The organism is Frankia sp. QA3, from assembly GCF_000262465.1.
In the GTDB taxonomy this organism is placed as follows: domain Bacteria; phylum Actinomycetota; class Actinomycetes; order Frankiales; family Frankiaceae; genus Frankia.
Genome location: NZ_CM001489.1, coordinates 977,259 through 992,765, shown reverse-complemented (window position 1 = coordinate 992,765; position 15,507 = coordinate 977,259). Strand labels below are relative to the sequence as shown.

Here is a 15,507-nt window from a genome sequence, read left to right as displayed (position 1 = left end):
CCCACCCGGCGCGCCCTGGCGGCGGCACAGTGGCCAGCCCACCGCCCCGGCACCTCACGCAATCCGCGGTCTGCCCCCCGCGCCCGCCCGGCATTGCCGCGGCGCGGGGAGCTGCCGCACGAGACCAGCACCGGGTGCGCACCTGCCTGGTCGGCCGATCGTGGCCCGGCTGACCCGCCGCACCGCGGGCAACGTGGACGGAAGGGACTGACCGTGACGGATGTCGCGGTCCGGCCGGCGGAGCAGCTCCCCGAGCCGGTCGATCAGGTCGGGGACGCACCCGACCGCACGGCGCGGGTGTTCGCCGCGGTGATGGGGGTGCTTGTCGCCGCCGCGGTCATCGTGCGTTTCACCGCCGACCAGGCGCTGTGGCTGGACGAGGCGCAGAGCGTCGCCATCGCGCGGCTCCCCCTCGGCGGGTCGGGCGTGACCATGTGGGACGGCCTGCTGCAGGACGGCTCACCGCCGCTGTACTACCTGGTACTGCACGGGTGGATCACCGTGTTCGGGGAGGGCAACCTCGCCGTCCGGTCCCTGTCCGCGCTGATCAACATCGCCGCGGCGTGGCCGCTGTTCCTGCTGGGCCGCCGGGTGGTGAACGCCCGCGCGGCGAAGGTCACCGTTGTGCTGTACCTGACCTCGCCGTTCGCGCTGTACTTCGGCACCGAGACCCGGATGTACAGCCTCATCGTGCTGCTCACCGCGCTCGGCGGGCTCGCCCTGGAACGGGTGCTGCGGGCACCGTCGGTACGCTCGGTGATCGGCCTGGCCCTCGCCGCCGGCTGCCTGGCGCTGACCCACTACTGGTGCCTGTACCTGTTGCTCACCGTCGCGGTGTGGCTGATCGGGCTGCTCACTCTGCGGCCCTGGTACCGCGCTCGCCGCTCCCGACAGCTCGGCGCGGCGTCGCCGACCGGGCCGGTCTCCTCGCCCACCGGGCCGGCGTCGGCTCCGAGGCCGGGAGCCGGGGCGGCCGACCGCGGGCCGGTAGCCCGCCCGGGCGGCACGCGTAGCCATCGTTCCTCCGGCCGGTACCTGACGCCGCAGCGGCGCGGGCCGGTCTACGGGCTGCTCGGCATCGTCGGCGGCGCGATCGTCTTCTCCCCGTGGCTGCCGAACTTCTTCGACCAGCTCGCCCACACCGGCACCCCCTGGGGCGAGCCGGCCAGCTACGCGGCGATCTCCCACGCCTACGGCCAGTGGGCCGGCGGGCCGACGACGCTCGGCCGGCTGCTGCTGTTCCTCATCACGGGCCTGGCCGCCGCCGGGATCGCCGGGCGCAGCCGCGGCAGCCGGTTCGTCCTGATCGACCTGCGCGGCCTCGAACCGGGCCGCACCATGTTCTTCCTGGCGACGGGCACCCTCGTCGTCGCGGTCACGGCGGGCAAGCTCGTCGGCAACGCCTGGGCGGACCGGTACACGGCCACCGCCTTCGTCCCCTTCCTGCTCGTCATCGGCCTCGGTGCGACGGTCATCGGGGAACGGCGGGTGTTCCACGGGGTCATCGCCGTCGCGGCGCTGGTCGGCCTGCTGGCCGGCACCTCCGACGTCCAGCGGGAACGTTCACAGGCCGGCGAGGCCGCCCAGGTACTCGAACGGCTCGCCCGGCCCGGCGACGTCATGCTGGTCTGCCCGGACCAGCTCGGCCCGGGGCTCGCCCGCACCGTGCCGCCGTGGATGAAGGTGTACGTGGTACCGACCTACGCGCCACCGGACCGGGTCGACTGGGTCGACTACGAGGAGCGCAACGAAAGCGCCGACGGCCAGGCGATCGCGCGGCGCGCGCTGAACGAGGCCGGCCCGCAGCACACCGTCTTCCTCGCCGGCTCCGGCTCCTACCGGACCTACGAGGAGCTGTGCACGGTGGTCCGCGCGACCCTGCAGAACGCCCGCCCGCACGCGGACGAGGTCATGAAGCAGGGCTTGCCGGCGAAGGTGTACGAGAACTACTCGCTGCTGCGCTTCCAGGCGTCTTGACCAGCGCGCGGGGGACGTCCGCCCACTCCGGACCGCAGCCGGGCCCGGCGACCGGGACGGGGACGCCCCCCGCGCAGAACCCCGCTGTCACTGCGCACGACCCCGCCGTCTCCCCGCTCGACCCCGTCTCCCCGCTCGACCCCGCCACCCCGCGCGACCCCTCAGTCCCACGCGACCCCTCAGTCCCGGGCGACCGCCGAGCCGCGTCGCGGCGGCGCACCACATCCCGCCGGGGCGCCGGGTCCCGCCGGCACACCACATCCCGACGACGCGCCGTGGTCCCCCGGGACGACCCGTGGTGCCTGCGCGAGGTCGTGCTCGCCTGGCTCGCCGCCCGGCTCGTCGTCGGCGCCGCCCTGGCGATGACGAAGTTCATCGCCGACAACGCCCGCGGCGACCAGGGCGCCCGGCTGCAGACCACCGACCTGCTCGGCTGGGACGCCGGCTGGTACAGGACGATCGCCGAGGTCGGTTACAGCGGCGCCGGTGACGAGAGCCGCCGGTTCTTCCCGTTGCTGCCCATGCTGGTGCGGGCCCTGTCCCACCTGCCGGGCGCCGGCGGCCACGTCGGCATCGTGCTGCTGCTGCTGGTCAACCTGTGCGCCCTCGGCTTCGCCCTGCTGCTGGTCCGCCTCGCCCGCATCGAGGGGCTCGGCTCCGACGCGACCTTCCGGCTGATCTGGTTCACCGCCCTCGCACCACCCGCGTTCGTCCTGGTCATGGGGTACGCCGAGGCACTGGCCGGGCTCCTGGCCGTGGCGGTGTTCCTCGGTGCGCGCAGTGGCCGGTGGGAGCTCGCGGCCGTAGCCGGCCTGCTCGGCGGGCTCTGCCGGCCGCTCGGCGTGCTGCTGGCCATCCCCATCGCCGTGGAGGCCGCCCGCGGGTTGCCCTGGCCGGGTCTGCGCCGCCTCGGCCCGCCCCCGCGCCGGCGGGCGGCGTCGGCGGGCGGGAGCTGCTACGCCGGCTGGTGGCCCTGATCGCGGCACCGGCCGGCGCCGCGATCTACGTGCTCTGGTCGGCCCGGACCTACGGCGACGGCCTGGCGCCGTTCACCCTCCAGCGCGACGAGGCCCGCCATGGCAGCACCGGCAACCCGCTGTCGGTGCTGTGGCACGCCGCCCGCGGGGCCTTCTCCGGCGAGCTGGGCACGGGCCTGCACGTGCCGTGGCTGCTGCTGGCCCTGGTCGCCCTGGTGGTGATGGCCCGGCGGCTGCCGGTCTCCTACGTGCTGTGGAGCGCGCTGGTGCTCGCGGCCGTACTCACCGGCAGCAACCTCGACTCGGCGGAGCGCTACGTGTACGGCGCCTTCCCGTTCCTGCTGGTCGCGGCGCTGGTCACCGCCCGCCGGGAGGTCTTCACGTTCGCGCTCGTCGCCTCGACGGCGGCGATGACGCTCTACGCCACGCTGGCCTTCACCCTCTCCTACGTGCCCTGAGACCTCCTACGTGCCCTGAGACCTCCTACGTGCTCTGAGGTTCCTCGAGCGTCGCTCGCGCGTCGGCCCGTCCCGACGTGCCATGATCGGCAGGTCGGTACGAACCCGCAACAGCCGGGCCCCCATCGCGCCGAGAACCCTTGCGGGAGGTAGCGGGACGGTTAACGTGGTGGGACCGAGCGGTGGTCCTGCCCCCGCCGGGACGGGACATCCGCACGTCGCGCCGTCCGCAACGTCCCATCGTCCGCAACGTCGAGGTCAGGTCGCTTTGGCTGGGGTCGAGCTGGAATACCAGAAGCTGTACATGCCGCCGGGCACGGACCGCCGGGCGGCCGTCCAGATCCTGACGATGCACGCCGAGTTCGGCGACTGGGAGCTGGAACGCCTGCGGCTGTTCCCGGACGGGTCGCGCCGCGTCGTACTGCGCCGCCGCCGGCGCCCGGGCGGCCTGCCCGGCTACCTGCCCACCTGAGGCCGCCTCTCCCACCCAACGCCGCGCGACACGGCCCACGCCCGTCGCCCCACCACGCGGCGCCGCCCCGCCATCCGGCGCCGCCCCGCCATCCGGCGTTGCCCCCGCGCGACGCGCCTCGCCGTTCGCCGAGGCCTCGCCACTCCCGGCCGGCCGTCGCTGGTCAGCGGCCGACCTCGCGGCGGACCTGGGCGGGAGTGCGCACCTCCACGGCGTCCGGGACGATTCCGCGGCTTTGGAGATGCCGCCCCGACAGCGCCCAACCGACCGGGACCGCCGGCGTGTCCGGCTGGCCGGCGCGGTCCGGGCCGGCGGGTCGGCCCAGGGACCAGACGTCGGCGCGGAACCACAGGTCGCGCCACCGGGCGTCCTCGTCGGCCCGCAACTGGACGAAGCGACGGTGCAGGACCTGCCAGGCGACCTGCGCCGCGGTCCCCGGGCTGTGTTCGAAACCGCCGGACGGCTCCGTCCGGTCGGCCACCCACCGGCTGCCGTCCGGGCTGACCTGGACGAGGTAGGCGAAGGTGACCGCCGGGCGGTCCGGCTCGGCCTCCACGGGCGGGCCGAGACCGAGGCCGAAAGCGGACAGTGCGTCGTCGGTCACACCCACCATGATGTCACGTAACGACGTTAACAATTACACGATGAGTAACAGTTTGCGAAGAACGGCCAGGAAAGTCCCCGGGATTCCCCGCGGGCGGGGCAGGCGGGGGCTCGGGGTCAGCAGGCGCGCAGGAAGCGATCCAGGACCCGGACGCCGAAGCGCAGGGAGTCGACCGGCACCCGCTCGTCCACGCCGTGGAACATCCCGGAGAAGTCCAGGTCCGGGGGCAGCAGCAGGGGGGAGAAGCCGAAGCAGCGGATCCCCAGGCGGGAGAACGACTTCGCGTCCGTCCCGCCGGAGAGCATGTAGGGAACCGGCCGGGCGATCGGGTCCTCCGCACGCAGCGAGGCGGCCATCGCCTCCACCAGCGCCCCGTCGAAACCGGTCTCGACGGCTCCGTCGTGGACGACCCACTCGCGGCGGATGTCCGGTCCGAGGATCTCGTCGAGCTGGCGGATGAACTCCTCCTCCTGGCCCGGCAGGTAGCGACCGTCGACGTAGGCGATGGCCTCGCCCGGGATGACGTTGACCTTCTCGCCGGCCTGAAGCTGGGTGGGGTTGACGGTGTTGCGCAGCGTCGCGCCGATCATCCGGGCGACCGGGCCGAGCTTGCTGACCGTGGTCTGCAGGTCGTCGAGGTCGAACTCGATGCCGAGCGCCTCCCCCAGCTCGTTGAGGAACACCCGCACCGTCGGCGTGAGCACCAGCGGGAACTCGTGGCGGCCCAGGCGCGCCACCGCCTCGCACAGCGCCGTGACCGCGTTGTCGTCACTGATCATCGACCCGTGCCCGGCCCGGCCGGACGCGGTCAGCTTCATCCAGGCCAGGCCCTTCTCGGCCGTCTCGATGAGGTAGAGCCGCAGGTCGTCGGAGACGGTGTAGGAGAAGCCGCCGACCTCGCCGATCGCCTCGGAGCAGTCGGCGAACAGGTCGGGATGGTGCTCGACGAGCCAGCGGGCGCCGAGCACGCCGCCGGCCTCCTCGTCGGCGAGGAAGGCGACGACGAGGTCACGCGGCGGCCGGCGGCCGGAGCGGGCGAGGTCGCGCACGACCGCCAGGGTCATCGCGTCCATGTCCTTCATGTCGACGGCGCCGCGCCCCCACAGGCAGCCGTCGACCTCCTCGCCCGCGAACGGCGGCACCCGCCACTGGCTGGCGTCGGCGGGCACCACGTCGAGATGGCCGTGGATGAGCAGCGGCGCGCGGGACGGGTCGGTGCCCTCGATCCGGGCGACGACGCTGGTGCGCCCCGGCTCCGACTCCAGAATGGTCGGTTCGATCCCCACCTCGGCGAGCTTCGCGGCGACGTACTCGGCGATCGGGCGCTCGTGGCCGTCGCCGTTGCCGCGGTTGACCGACTCGAAGCGGAGCATCTCCCGACAGAGCTCGACCACCTCGGTCTCGGCGTCCGGTGCGGTCACCGGCAGCCGGATGCCACCGGTCGGGTCGGGGGACGATGACGGCGCGCTAGGCATGCCACCAGTCTGCTCCGCCGGGGATGCGTATGCCGGCCGTGGCCCGTACCGTGAAACATTGCCGTAGCCGGCCAGCAGCATTGCGTCGCCGCGTCCCCGACCGAGGTGGCCCCACGGTGATCGTTCGAGGCGTGATCGTCCGAGGCGTGATCCACGGCGGCGACCGCGACTGCGCCAGTGGGAGGTCCCCGTGACCATCTATCCGTGCCCGCGCACCGACCTCGCCTGCACCGCCCGCTTCCCCAGCACCGGCGACCTCGACTACCACTTCCGCCTGGCGCACGGCTACCGGGGCGTGTGGCGGATCGCGGCGAGCCTGCGCCCCGCCCATTCGCTGCCGGTCGGCCCCCGCCCGGCCCGGCACGTCCCCGACGGCCTGGTCGAGGGCCAGGGCACCCCCACCATGGGCGGGCGGGAGTCGACCCCGCAGCTCGTCGCCGCCCCAGGTGAACGCCAGCCGGTGCGGCGGCTCGAAGGCGCGGCGCCCGCCAGCGCGCGGCGACGCGCCGGCCGACGGACCCATGCCCGGAACCGGACGGACGCCCACGGTCGAACGGACGCCCACGGCCAGCGGAACCGGGCGCGCACTGGCTGATCAGCGTTCGACGTGGGCTATGAAGCGACCGGGCGGCCAGGTTTGGCGGCCCGCAGCGAATACATGAGCGGCACCCGGTGACGCCCCTCGGGCAGCCGGAAGCCGTCCGGGCCGCGGACCAGCGCATCGAACTGGGCGAACAAGGCGAGGTCGTGCTCGTGCAGGAACTCGATCCGCAGCCCGGCACCGGCGATCGCCGAGATCACGCTGCCGAGCCGGTGCTCGTACTGCACGGTGGTGTTCTGCGTCGTGGCGGCGAGCCGATCGGCGTAGCTACCCGCCTCGGTCGAGACGTGCGGACCCTCGTCGAAGTAGTCGGAGGCCACCGTGGTGCCCGCGGCCTCGTCCAGGGTGTGGGCGAACGGATGGGATTCGGCCAGGTGGAGGAACCCGCCGGGCGCGAGCAGACGTTCCACCACCCGGGCCCACCGGCGCAGATCCGGCAACCAGGGCAGGGCCCCGCTGCCCGTGTAGACGACGTCGAAGGTCTCGCCGTCCAGCGCCTGCGCCGCGTCGTACACGTCGGCCACGACGAACCGGGCGTCCACTCGCTCGGCCAGGCATACCGGATGTCGATCGGATAGGTGCGCACCCCGTCCGACCCGATCGTGAGGTGGTGGCTGCGGACCCGCTGGGAGCCCGGATCGTGGAGCGAGACGCTGAGGCGCGTCGTCTCCCCGTCCAGATCGTCCACCCGCACGCGCTGGCCCCGGTCATACATGGCGACGTCGGCGAAATCGCCGACCACGACATCGACTTTGGATCCGCCGGGCTTGTTCCACGGCGGCCGGGGGCGATCCCTACCGCGTGCGGCCCCGGGCCGGCAGGATGAACGGCAGTCACCGACGTTCCCCAACGTGCCCTGACGCGCGGGGCTCCCCGACCCGACGCCTCCCAAGCCGATGCACTCCGAGCCGATGCACTCCGAGCCGATGCCTCCCGACCCGAAGCTCCTCGACCCGAAGGATGGCGCATCCATGTCCCCGCACGCGGCGCACGCCCCGCACCCCACCGGTTCGGCGTCCGGGACGGCACCGGCGCCGCAGCCGGAGGTGCTGGTGCAGCCGGACGTGCTGGTGCAGCCGGACGTGCTGGTGCGGCGGGAGGGGCGCGATGGGCGGCTCGGGCGGCTCACCCTCAACCGGCCGCGGGCGATCAACGCGCTGACCGGGACCATGGTCGACCTGCTCGACGCGGCGCTGCGGGACTGGGCGGACGACCCGACGGTGACCGCGGTCGTCATCGACGGCGCGGGCGAGCGCGGGCTGTGCGCCGGCGGGGACATCCGGGCGATCCGCGAGGCGGTGCTCGCCGGGACGCCCGAGCGGGCGCTGGCGTTCTGGGCCGACGAGTACCGGCTCAACGCCCGCATCAGCCGCTTCCCCAAGCCGTACATCGCGATCATGGACGGGATCGTGATGGGCGGCGGCATCGGCGTCTCGGCGCACGGCGGGGTCCGCGTCGTCACCGAGCGGTCGGTGCTGAGCATGCCCGAGGTCGGCATCGGCTTCATCCCCGACGTCGGCGGCACGTGGCTGCTGTCCCACGCCCCCGGCGAGCTCGGGACGCACCTCGCGCTGACCGCCGCCCGCATCGGCGCCGCCGACGCGATCACCGCCGGCCTCGCCGACCACTACCTGCCCGCCGATCGCCTCCCCGACCTGCTCGACACGCTGCGCCGCGCGCCCGACCCGGCCGCCGCGATCGCCGCCTTCGACTTCGCCGCCCACACCCCGCCGCCCGGCCGGCTCACCGCCGACCGGGCGTGGATCGACGAGCTCTACCGCGGCGACAAGGTCACCGAGATCGTCGCGGCGCTCGCGGCGAGCCCCGTACCGGCGGCGGGCGCCGCAGCGGCGGAGATCGCCGGCAAGTCCCCGACGTCGCTGGCCGTCACGCTGCGCGCGCTGCGGACCGCCCGGTCGATGACGAGCCTGGAGGCGGCGCTCGACCAGGAGTACCGGCTGGCCCGGGCGACCCTCGCGACGGCGGACCTCGTCGAGGGCATCCGGGCGGCCGTCGTCGACAAGGACCGCAACCCCCGCTGGTCCCCGGCCCGCCTCGACGACGTCGATCCGGCCGACGTCGACCGCTTCTTCGCCCCCGTCGACGTCGATCTCGGCCTCGCCGCCGCGCTCACCGCCGCCCTCGCAGCCGCCCCGGACGCCGGCCGCTGACCGTCGACCCGCTGGCAGCCGCCTGCTCGCGGCGGCTCGGGTCGACCTCCGGTCAGCCGGGCGGCGAGTTCGACCAGCTGGTAGGGGTCGAAGGTGCGAGCGAAGCCGAGCAGGGCCTGTTCTGCTGCGACCCGCTGCTCGGGCGTCACCCCGGCGGGCAGGGACCGCATCGAGCCTGTCAGATGACCACCGCGTGTCTCATAGTTCAATTGAGGCACTGCTCGTTTTAGAATAGTCCTATAACGATTACTGATCCTTTCGTCTCTGCTGGTTCAAATGTCGGGCTGTTGCGTCCGGTGGGGTATGTTCGTATCTCGCTGGATCGGGAGGGCGCGGGTCTGGGGGTTGCCCGTCAGACTGCGGACTTGAACGATGTGGCGGATCGGCTGGGGATGCCGCGTCCGGAGGTCGTGACGGACAACGATGTGTCGGCGTATTCACGGAAGCGGCGTCCGGGGTATAAGGAGTTGCTGTCCGGGATCGCGTCGGGCCGGTGGAACTTTCTCCTCATCTGGCATGTGGACCGGTTGACCCGTAACCCGAAGGAACTCGAAGAGATCGTCGATTTGGCGAATCAGACCGGGTTGCGTATCGAGACGGTCAAGGGCGGTCGGGTTGACCTGTCGACCGGTGAGGGCCGGTTGCATGCTCGGATCCTCGGGGGGTTGGCGCGTTACGAGTCGGAACATCGTTCGGACCGGATCCGGCGGAAGATGTTGCAGAACGCTGAGGCGGGTCTTCCGCATGGGGGCATGCGGCGCCCGTTCGGCTACGACAAGGATGGGATGACGGTCCGCCCGGATGAGGCGGAAGTGATCCGCTGGGCGATCGGCGGAGTGATCGCGGGCCGTACGCATCCCGTGCTGGGCGCTGTGCGTCCCTTGCGCGGGCGGGAGGTTCCGAGGTAGCCCTCCGGGGACCGGGCGGCGGAGGCGATCAGCGGACGTACCGCATCCTCGCTCCTCCAGAGAGAGGGCCGGGGCGCGGGGCAGAGCCCCGCCAACACAGAGTCCTGGATACGGCGGCATTGGCGGCTCTCAAAGAGCGTGAAGGGTTCACCTGGCTCACGGAGAACACCGGGAACTTCTGGTGCGCGGCAGCAGACTAGCCAAGGTCCCACAGCCGCACCGCATGATCGTAACCTGTGCTGGCGAGGGTCCGGCCGTCGGCCGCAAACACGACTGGCCCTCCCTCGGTGGTGGGGACGACAAGAGATGCCAGGAGTTGAGGTCGGGTGGGATCATGAACATTCCACAGCCGCATCGTGTCATCGATGCTGGCGCTGGCGAGGATGCGACTGTCGGCTACGAACGCCACAGAGAACACCCAGTTGGGGTGGCCAGTAAGGGTGGCGAGAGACTGAGGCCGGGCAGGGTCACGGACGTCCCAAAGCCGCACGGTGAGATCGTTGCTGCCGCTGGCGAGGATGTTGCCGTCGGCGCTGAAGGCAACCGACAGCACCGGCCCGGTGTGGTCGGCAAGGATGGAGAGAGGCTGAGGCCGGGCGGGGTTGCGGACATCCCATAGCCACACGGTGTGATCGAAGCTGGGGCTGGCAAGAACGCGGCCGTCGGCAGTGAACGCCACAGACAAGACGCCGCTGGTGTGGCCGGTGAGGGTGGAGAGATGCTGGGGTTGGGCGCGGGCACGGACATCCCACAGCCACACGGTGTCATCCTTGCTGCTATTGGCGAGGATGCGGCCGTCGGCCGTCAACGCCACGCTGCCGCTGGTGTGACCGGTGAGGGTAGAGAGATGTTGAGGTCGGGTGGGATCACGGACGTCCCACAGCCGCACCGAGCCATCGGCACTGGCGCCGCTAGCGCTGGCGAGGGTGTAGCCATCGGCTGTGAACGCCAACCAGTGCACCACACTGGTGTGGCCGGTGAAGGTGGCAAGAGGTTGAGGCCGGGTGGGGTTACGGACGTCCCACAGCCGCACTGTGCCATCCTCCTCGCCGCTGGCCAGCATGGAGCCGTCGGCCGTGAACGCCACCGACAGCACCAAGCCGGAGTAGCCGGTGAGAGTGCTGAGGGGGCGGAGGATCCCTTGGATCGGTGTCCGACCGGGGAAGGACGGCGGCTCGACCAGTAGCGGTGCAGGGCGCGGGTGTACCGGGAACTCTGGTTCGATGTCGGGTTTCAGTCGGCCGGCCAGTGCTCCGCGTACTCCGGCGAGCAGGCGGCGTCGTGCGACGTCTGGGGCGACGTTGAATAGGTCGACCGACACCACGGTCTTGAGGACTCCGGGGCGGTCGCACTCCTCTATCCGGACGGGAAGGAGCTGGCGGGCGAGTCCTTCGGGGTCGGCAGCTCGGGCGGCCCGCCACTCCTCCCCCCCGTAGACGGAGGACAGATACGCCTTGGAGAGCACGGCGATGGTCCGCGTGGCCCGGGAGATGCCCTGTTCCATCTTGAACCGCCAGTCCGAGCCGGGCACGAAGTCCCAAGCCTGGATCAGCACCCGGTAGCCGGCAGTTTCCAACTGCCAGGCCACCCACTCGGCCCACCGATGATCATCTCTGGTGTAGGAGATGAAGAAGTCCCACCCGGCCACAGAGTCGCGATTCCCCGACATACCGCAGCATCTTCTACCACTCAAACCCTGACCCGCACATCAGAGCCAGGCGGACGATCCGGTGCTCGAACTCGCGAGGGCGGTGACGCTCCGACGTATCGACGCCCCGCCGCGCCCATGGGGGCGACGCTCCGGCGGGGTGCCGACCGGAGGGAGGCGGGGCCTCGTCGTGGTGCGGCGACCCTATCGGCGCGGCGCGGGCGGCGAAGCGCGGCGCGTGCGGAACCACCCTCGCGGCGGCCCGGAGGGCCGCCCTTGAAAGTCTGCGATGGATCTTCTTCGTCTGTTTGTGGTGGTCAGACGGTTGTAGCTCCGGTGGTTGCTCGGAGGTGTTCGGCTAGGTCCTTCGCGCCGGGGTGGCCGGTGGCGTGTACCTCTCGGCAGACTTCGGCGAAGCTGTCGCCGAAGAGGGCGGAGGACGTCAGGGGCGTTGTATCGATCGCGTCGTGGGCGAGGCGGACCGCGGCGTCGGGGTCTCCGGATCGTGCGTGGGCCACGGCGAGGCTTGCCTGGAATTCGAGTAGGTCACGGGGCATGTCCGGGTCGACGTGGTCGATGGCGGATCGGACGTGGGGGATCGCGGCGGCGGGGTCACCGCTGAAGATCATGGAGACGCCGGTTTGGTAGGTGATGTGGTGGGCGGATACCCAGTAGACGTGGGGTGGGTCCTCGTCGGGCCGGGCCTGCGCGATGTGGTCGCGGGCTTCGTCGGCGGCGGCTTGGGCTGCGTGGCGGTCCTGGGCGCGGCCGTGGGCGACGGCGAGTTGTCCGGCGAGGATGGCGTTCTCGGTGGCGGTGAGTCGTCCGCGTGCGCCGGCTCGGGCTGAGCGGAGGAGTTCGATGCCGGTGCGGGGGTCACCTCGGCCGCATGCCTGTTCGGCCATGCAGCGCAGGATGTTCGCGCCGATGCCGGGGTCGTCGGCTTCGTGGGCGGCGCGCAGGCCGAGCAGGTAGAACCGTTGGGCGGTGCCGTGGGCGCCGGTGTCCTGGGCGGTCCAGCCGGCCATGCGGGACAGTTCGGCGGCGATGGCGTGCAATGCCTTTCCGTCCGCCTGGCTGTAGCTGGCGTTGCGGAGGAGTCCGACGACTAGCCGTAGCTGTTCGACGGTCATGCCGTAGACGGCCTGGCCACCGAGTTTGTCGTCAAGGCGGCGGAGGAGATCAACGCCGCTGTTCAGGTCGGCGATCACGCTCGCGTCGGCTTGACGGCCGGTCAGAGCCGCGGAGATCCGCGCGGGGTCGGCAACCAGCCATTCATGGGCGGCGGCGGCCAGCGCGACGCCGGACAGGGTGAGGAACTGGCGGCGTGGGAGGGGGGAGGCGGTCAGGGTGGCCGTCACCTCCTCGAACACCGCGGGCAGCGTGCCGGGCTGCCAGAGCCGTTCCAACCCGATGTTGGCTGGCACGGCGCCGGTTCTCCTATGGTGACCCAGCCGGCCGGGGGTTTCCACCCCGTCACCGGTGAGCGACGGGTCACTCTGGCGGATGGCAGGGTGGTGCGGGCCGCTGAGCTGGGGCGGGCCGAATCCGAGGGCGGAGCGGGTGGTGCGGTAGAGGGCGGCGTAGGCGCGCTGGTAGCCGATCCCGGGGTGGACCTGGCCGCGTTCGTGGCGGCCGATCATCTGGAACGTCGCGGCGGGTGGCGTGGTGCCGTCGGGGAAGGACAGGTTACGGATCTTCTCGGCGGCCTGTTCCATGGTCAGGCCGGCGGCGTGGCGGTGTTCCCGGAGCAGGGCCGGGTTCCACTGCGGGTGCTCGGTCTGTGCCACCGTCCCCCCGTTCGCGTGACCGTGTTGCGCCGTGTGGTGAGGACGCTAACGGATCACGAACGGTTCCGCCCCGTGTCCACGCGGATACCCGAAATCCGAATTCGGATCATGGCTAAATGGCTCGGCGGATGACTAAATCTGGGCGACGGCGCACGGATGGCTCATGGATGACTAACGCGGGATGGAGCAGGACGGTCGAGTGCTCCTGTGCCGTCTCCCTCGCGGCGCGTATGACGTAGAGCTGGCCATACATGACACACGGTTAAAGGTGCTGCTAACGGGTGCGCTGTCGTGCTGTCGGTCTGCGGGTTGGACTTGTCGGTGACGGTTCCGGTCGGGTTGACCGCGTATCCCCGGCCGGAGCCGTCGTTCACCGTCCGGCGACAGAGGGGAGGTTCTGGCGTGGGTGCCTGGGAGGACGAGCATTTCGCGCAGGTCGAGTGTGAGTTGGGGGTCTGGGGCCGGGACCGCCTGCTGTGGCTGCGGTCGTCGCGGGCCGGGCCGGGTGCGGTGGAGGTGGCGGCGGTGCCAGGCTGGTCGCCGGTGTCGAGGCTGGCCGGGCCGGGGGTGGCTGTGCGGCATGGCCGGGGTCCGCTGGCGGGGGCGGCGTTGCTGTTCGAGCTGTCGGAATGGTCGGCGTTCGTCGCCGGTCTGCGTAGCGGGGAGTTCGCGCGGCTGCGTCGGATGGCGCTGGCGTCGGCGCCGCACCGGGAGGGTTCCGCGGAACCGCGGCAGGCGGCGGCCGGCGATGGGTGAGGCGGCCGGTGCGCCGGTGCTGTGGTCGGTTGCCGTGTTGCAGGGCTCGGCCCGGGTGGTGACCGGGACGGTCGGCCCGTTCCCGACGCCTGGGGCGGCGGAAGGCTACGCGCAGGAACACCATTACGGGGACTGGCGCATTGTGCCGCTGGTGCTGTTGCCGCTCCCGGTAGAAGTGGCCGGCCGATGAGCGGCCTTCCGCCGGTGCAGGACGACCGATATTACTCGCTGGTGGACATGGAGGTTCCCGACCGCAACGGGCTGCTGGTCGCGGCGCCGCTGTCGTATGACGTGGGCCGGGGTTGGGCGCCGGTGGAAGCGGAATTCATCCCGGTGTCGGCCGATCGGCTGGTCGAGGTCGCCATGGGCCTGGTGACCATGGCGGACGTGGGGATTGTCGCGATGCATTCGCAGGACACTGCGGCGGAGGCGACCCGGTTGGCGTTCACGGTCGGGTTGCGGCTGGGAGTGCTCGCCCGGCCGTTCGGACTGGTCCTCGCCGGGGTGGAACCGGTAGGACCTGAGACGTTCGCCCATGGCCGTCGGGTGGTCGTGCACGGCGTCGAGGTGCTCGCCGATGCCGGGCAGGGGGTCGGTGTTCCGGAAGCGGCGCCGTGGGTGCGCCGACAGGTGTGGGAGGTCATGCCGGCTGGCCGGTATGCGGCGTGGCAGGCGGCCGGTCGCTCCGGCTGACCGAACCTGGTGGCGGCGGAACCCTCTCTCCCTCGACCGTCGCCGCTATCGGGAGGACCCTGCCCCTCCAGCGGGGTCCTCCATCCTCGTGACCGGCACCCGATTCGGCTGCGCACGGTGGAGGGCTGGGCCAGCACCGCGTTCGTCGAACGCGCGATTTTGGAGGGTGCGGAGTCGTCGCCCGACCTGTCGGCGCTGGCGTTTCAGTGATAGGGCTGGCACGGAAAGACGCATGCCCCTACCCTCTGCGTCGGGTACTTACGCCTAGATTGACTGATATCGATCACTTCGGTGAGGGCTGACCCTGGGCAAGGTCACCATGTCAGGAGGAAGCGGTGCGCGCGAACAGCCACACCTGGACGGCTCTGGGTGCCCTGCTCGCCGCCGCGACCCTTCTGGCCACCGGCTGCTCCGCGAGCGGAAGCACCCCAGGGCCGACCTCGACCGCCAGCAGCTCGACGGCGGCAGCCACCCCCCAGCCGGCCACTTCACCGTCGCCAAGTCCGTCCTCGACCTTCGGGAACACCGGGGATCCGATCGACGACGCCTACGAGCAGTTCTGGCTGGGGTTTCTTAACGCCCAAACACTCGGCGATCCGACCTATCGGGACATGACCCGGCGCGCCACTGGTCAGGCCCTCGCCTGGGCCCAGGAGGTGGTCCGCGCCTACGTGGCCAACGGCTGGGTCCGCTCGGTCAAACCGGGCTTCGCGCTCCACGAACGGGTCACCAGCAGATCGGAGCAGCAGGCACGAGTCACCGACGTCCAGGACTGGACATTGTGGCCGCTGGTCGTCCGCAGCACCGGGCAGCAGGTGCCCAACTCGACGCCCCGCCAGTGCATTACCGCAGACCTCACCCGGCAGGACGGCACCTGGCTCGTCACCACGCTCGTGTTCACGCAGAGCGGGTGCTAGCGGGGGTACAGGGGCATTGGTACTGGCGGCCGTGGGCCTGGCTGCCAGTCTTCTCCTTCT

16 protein-coding genes are annotated in these 15,507 nt (G+C 71.7%); 11 read left to right on the top strand and 5 right to left on the bottom strand.

Translation table 11 applies throughout. The features are described from left to right. The first annotated feature begins 213 nt into the window (after positions 1-213). From FRAQA3DRAFT_RS03865 to FRAQA3DRAFT_RS03855, 4 genes are all read left to right on the top strand, one after another. Complete coding sequence (locus FRAQA3DRAFT_RS03865) at positions 214-1,977, top strand: glycosyltransferase family 39 protein (protein ID WP_009737764.1); 1,764 nt, start codon at positions 214-216, stop codon at positions 1,975-1,977. A 275-nt stretch (positions 1,978-2,252) separates the two neighbouring features. Further along, positions 2,253-2,954: a hypothetical protein gene (locus FRAQA3DRAFT_RS36625; RefSeq protein WP_009737763.1), complete on the top strand. Its 702-nt coding sequence runs from the start codon at positions 2,253-2,255 to the stop codon at positions 2,952-2,954. After that, a complete protein-coding gene (locus FRAQA3DRAFT_RS36620; protein ID WP_009737762.1) occupies positions 2,945-3,412 on the top strand; it encodes a hypothetical protein in 468 nt (155 codons plus the stop codon). The genes FRAQA3DRAFT_RS36625 and FRAQA3DRAFT_RS36620 overlap by 10 nt, the downstream gene beginning before the upstream one ends. Positions 3,413-3,680: 268 nt before the next feature. Further along, positions 3,681-3,884, top strand: a complete 204-nt coding sequence (locus tag FRAQA3DRAFT_RS03855) for a DUF5703 family protein (RefSeq protein WP_009737761.1) — start codon at positions 3,681-3,683, stop codon at positions 3,882-3,884. A gap of 163 nt (positions 3,885-4,047) precedes the next feature. Here FRAQA3DRAFT_RS03855 and FRAQA3DRAFT_RS03850 read toward each other — a convergent pair whose 3' ends face one another. Both FRAQA3DRAFT_RS03850 and FRAQA3DRAFT_RS03845 read right to left on the bottom strand, forming a co-directional pair. Next, positions 4,048-4,497 carry a hypothetical protein gene (locus tag FRAQA3DRAFT_RS03850; RefSeq protein ID WP_009737760.1) on the bottom strand — a complete coding sequence of 150 codons (450 nt, stop codon included), beginning with the start codon at positions 4,495-4,497 and terminating at the stop codon, positions 4,048-4,050. 107 nt (positions 4,498-4,604) lie between these two features. Further along, positions 4,605-5,963 carry a M20/M25/M40 family metallo-hydrolase gene (locus tag FRAQA3DRAFT_RS03845; RefSeq protein ID WP_051054141.1) on the bottom strand — a complete coding sequence of 453 codons (1,359 nt, stop codon included), beginning with the start codon at positions 5,961-5,963 and terminating at the stop codon, positions 4,605-4,607. Positions 5,964-6,153: 190 nt separating this feature from the next. On the opposite strand from FRAQA3DRAFT_RS03845, the gene FRAQA3DRAFT_RS03840 reads away from it, so the two are divergent. Further along, positions 6,154-6,558, top strand: a complete 405-nt coding sequence (locus tag FRAQA3DRAFT_RS03840) for a hypothetical protein (RefSeq protein WP_009737758.1) — start codon at positions 6,154-6,156, stop codon at positions 6,556-6,558. Between the two features lie 17 nt (positions 6,559-6,575). On the opposite strand, the gene FRAQA3DRAFT_RS03835 is transcribed toward FRAQA3DRAFT_RS03840, so the two are convergent. After that, on the bottom strand, positions 6,576-7,106 hold the full coding sequence (locus FRAQA3DRAFT_RS03835) for a class I SAM-dependent methyltransferase (protein ID WP_051054140.1): 531 nt from the start codon (positions 7,104-7,106) through the stop codon (positions 6,576-6,578). A 354-nt stretch (positions 7,107-7,460) separates the two neighbouring features. On the opposite strand from FRAQA3DRAFT_RS03835, the gene FRAQA3DRAFT_RS03830 reads away from it, so the two are divergent. Both FRAQA3DRAFT_RS03830 and FRAQA3DRAFT_RS03825 read left to right on the top strand, forming a co-directional pair. Further along, positions 7,461-8,735, top strand: a complete 1,275-nt coding sequence (locus FRAQA3DRAFT_RS03830; protein ID WP_009737757.1) for an enoyl-CoA hydratase/isomerase family protein — start codon at positions 7,461-7,463, stop codon at positions 8,733-8,735. Between the two features lie 296 nt (positions 8,736-9,031). Continuing rightward, positions 9,032-9,643, top strand: coding sequence for a recombinase family protein (locus FRAQA3DRAFT_RS03825; protein WP_051054138.1), 612 nt, complete (start codon positions 9,032-9,034; stop codon positions 9,641-9,643). A 196-nt stretch (positions 9,644-9,839) separates the two neighbouring features. Here FRAQA3DRAFT_RS03825 and FRAQA3DRAFT_RS03820 read toward each other — a convergent pair whose 3' ends face one another. Together FRAQA3DRAFT_RS03820 and FRAQA3DRAFT_RS03815 are read right to left on the bottom strand one after the other, a co-directional pair. Then, positions 9,840-11,312 (bottom strand): TIR domain-containing protein, encoded by a 1,473-nt coding sequence (locus FRAQA3DRAFT_RS03820; protein ID WP_009737756.1) that lies wholly within the window; start codon positions 11,310-11,312, stop codon positions 9,840-9,842. A 296-nt stretch (positions 11,313-11,608) separates the two neighbouring features. After that, the gene (locus tag FRAQA3DRAFT_RS03815) at positions 11,609-13,081 is read right to left on the bottom strand and encodes a helix-turn-helix transcriptional regulator (protein WP_009737755.1); all 1,473 of its coding nucleotides are present in this window, start codon (positions 13,079-13,081) and stop codon (positions 11,609-11,611) included. A gap of 402 nt (positions 13,082-13,483) precedes the next feature. Between FRAQA3DRAFT_RS03815 and FRAQA3DRAFT_RS03810 the strand changes: the two genes are divergently transcribed. From FRAQA3DRAFT_RS03810 to FRAQA3DRAFT_RS03795, 4 genes are all read left to right on the top strand, one after another. Continuing rightward, positions 13,484-13,837 (top strand): DUF397 domain-containing protein, encoded by a 354-nt coding sequence (locus FRAQA3DRAFT_RS03810; protein ID WP_009737754.1) that lies wholly within the window; start codon positions 13,484-13,486, stop codon positions 13,835-13,837. After that, complete coding sequence (locus FRAQA3DRAFT_RS03805; protein WP_009737753.1) at positions 13,830-14,027, top strand: hypothetical protein; 198 nt, start codon at positions 13,830-13,832, stop codon at positions 14,025-14,027. The genes FRAQA3DRAFT_RS03810 and FRAQA3DRAFT_RS03805 overlap by 8 nt, the downstream gene beginning before the upstream one ends. Beyond that, positions 14,024-14,530, top strand: coding sequence for a hypothetical protein (locus tag FRAQA3DRAFT_RS03800; protein ID WP_009737752.1), 507 nt, complete (start codon positions 14,024-14,026; stop codon positions 14,528-14,530). The genes FRAQA3DRAFT_RS03805 and FRAQA3DRAFT_RS03800 overlap by 4 nt, the downstream gene beginning before the upstream one ends. A gap of 335 nt (positions 14,531-14,865) precedes the next feature. Beyond that, entirely contained in the window at positions 14,866-15,447 is a 582-nt protein-coding gene (locus tag FRAQA3DRAFT_RS03795) for a hypothetical protein (protein WP_009737751.1), read from the top strand. Positions 15,448-15,507 lie beyond the last annotated feature (60 nt).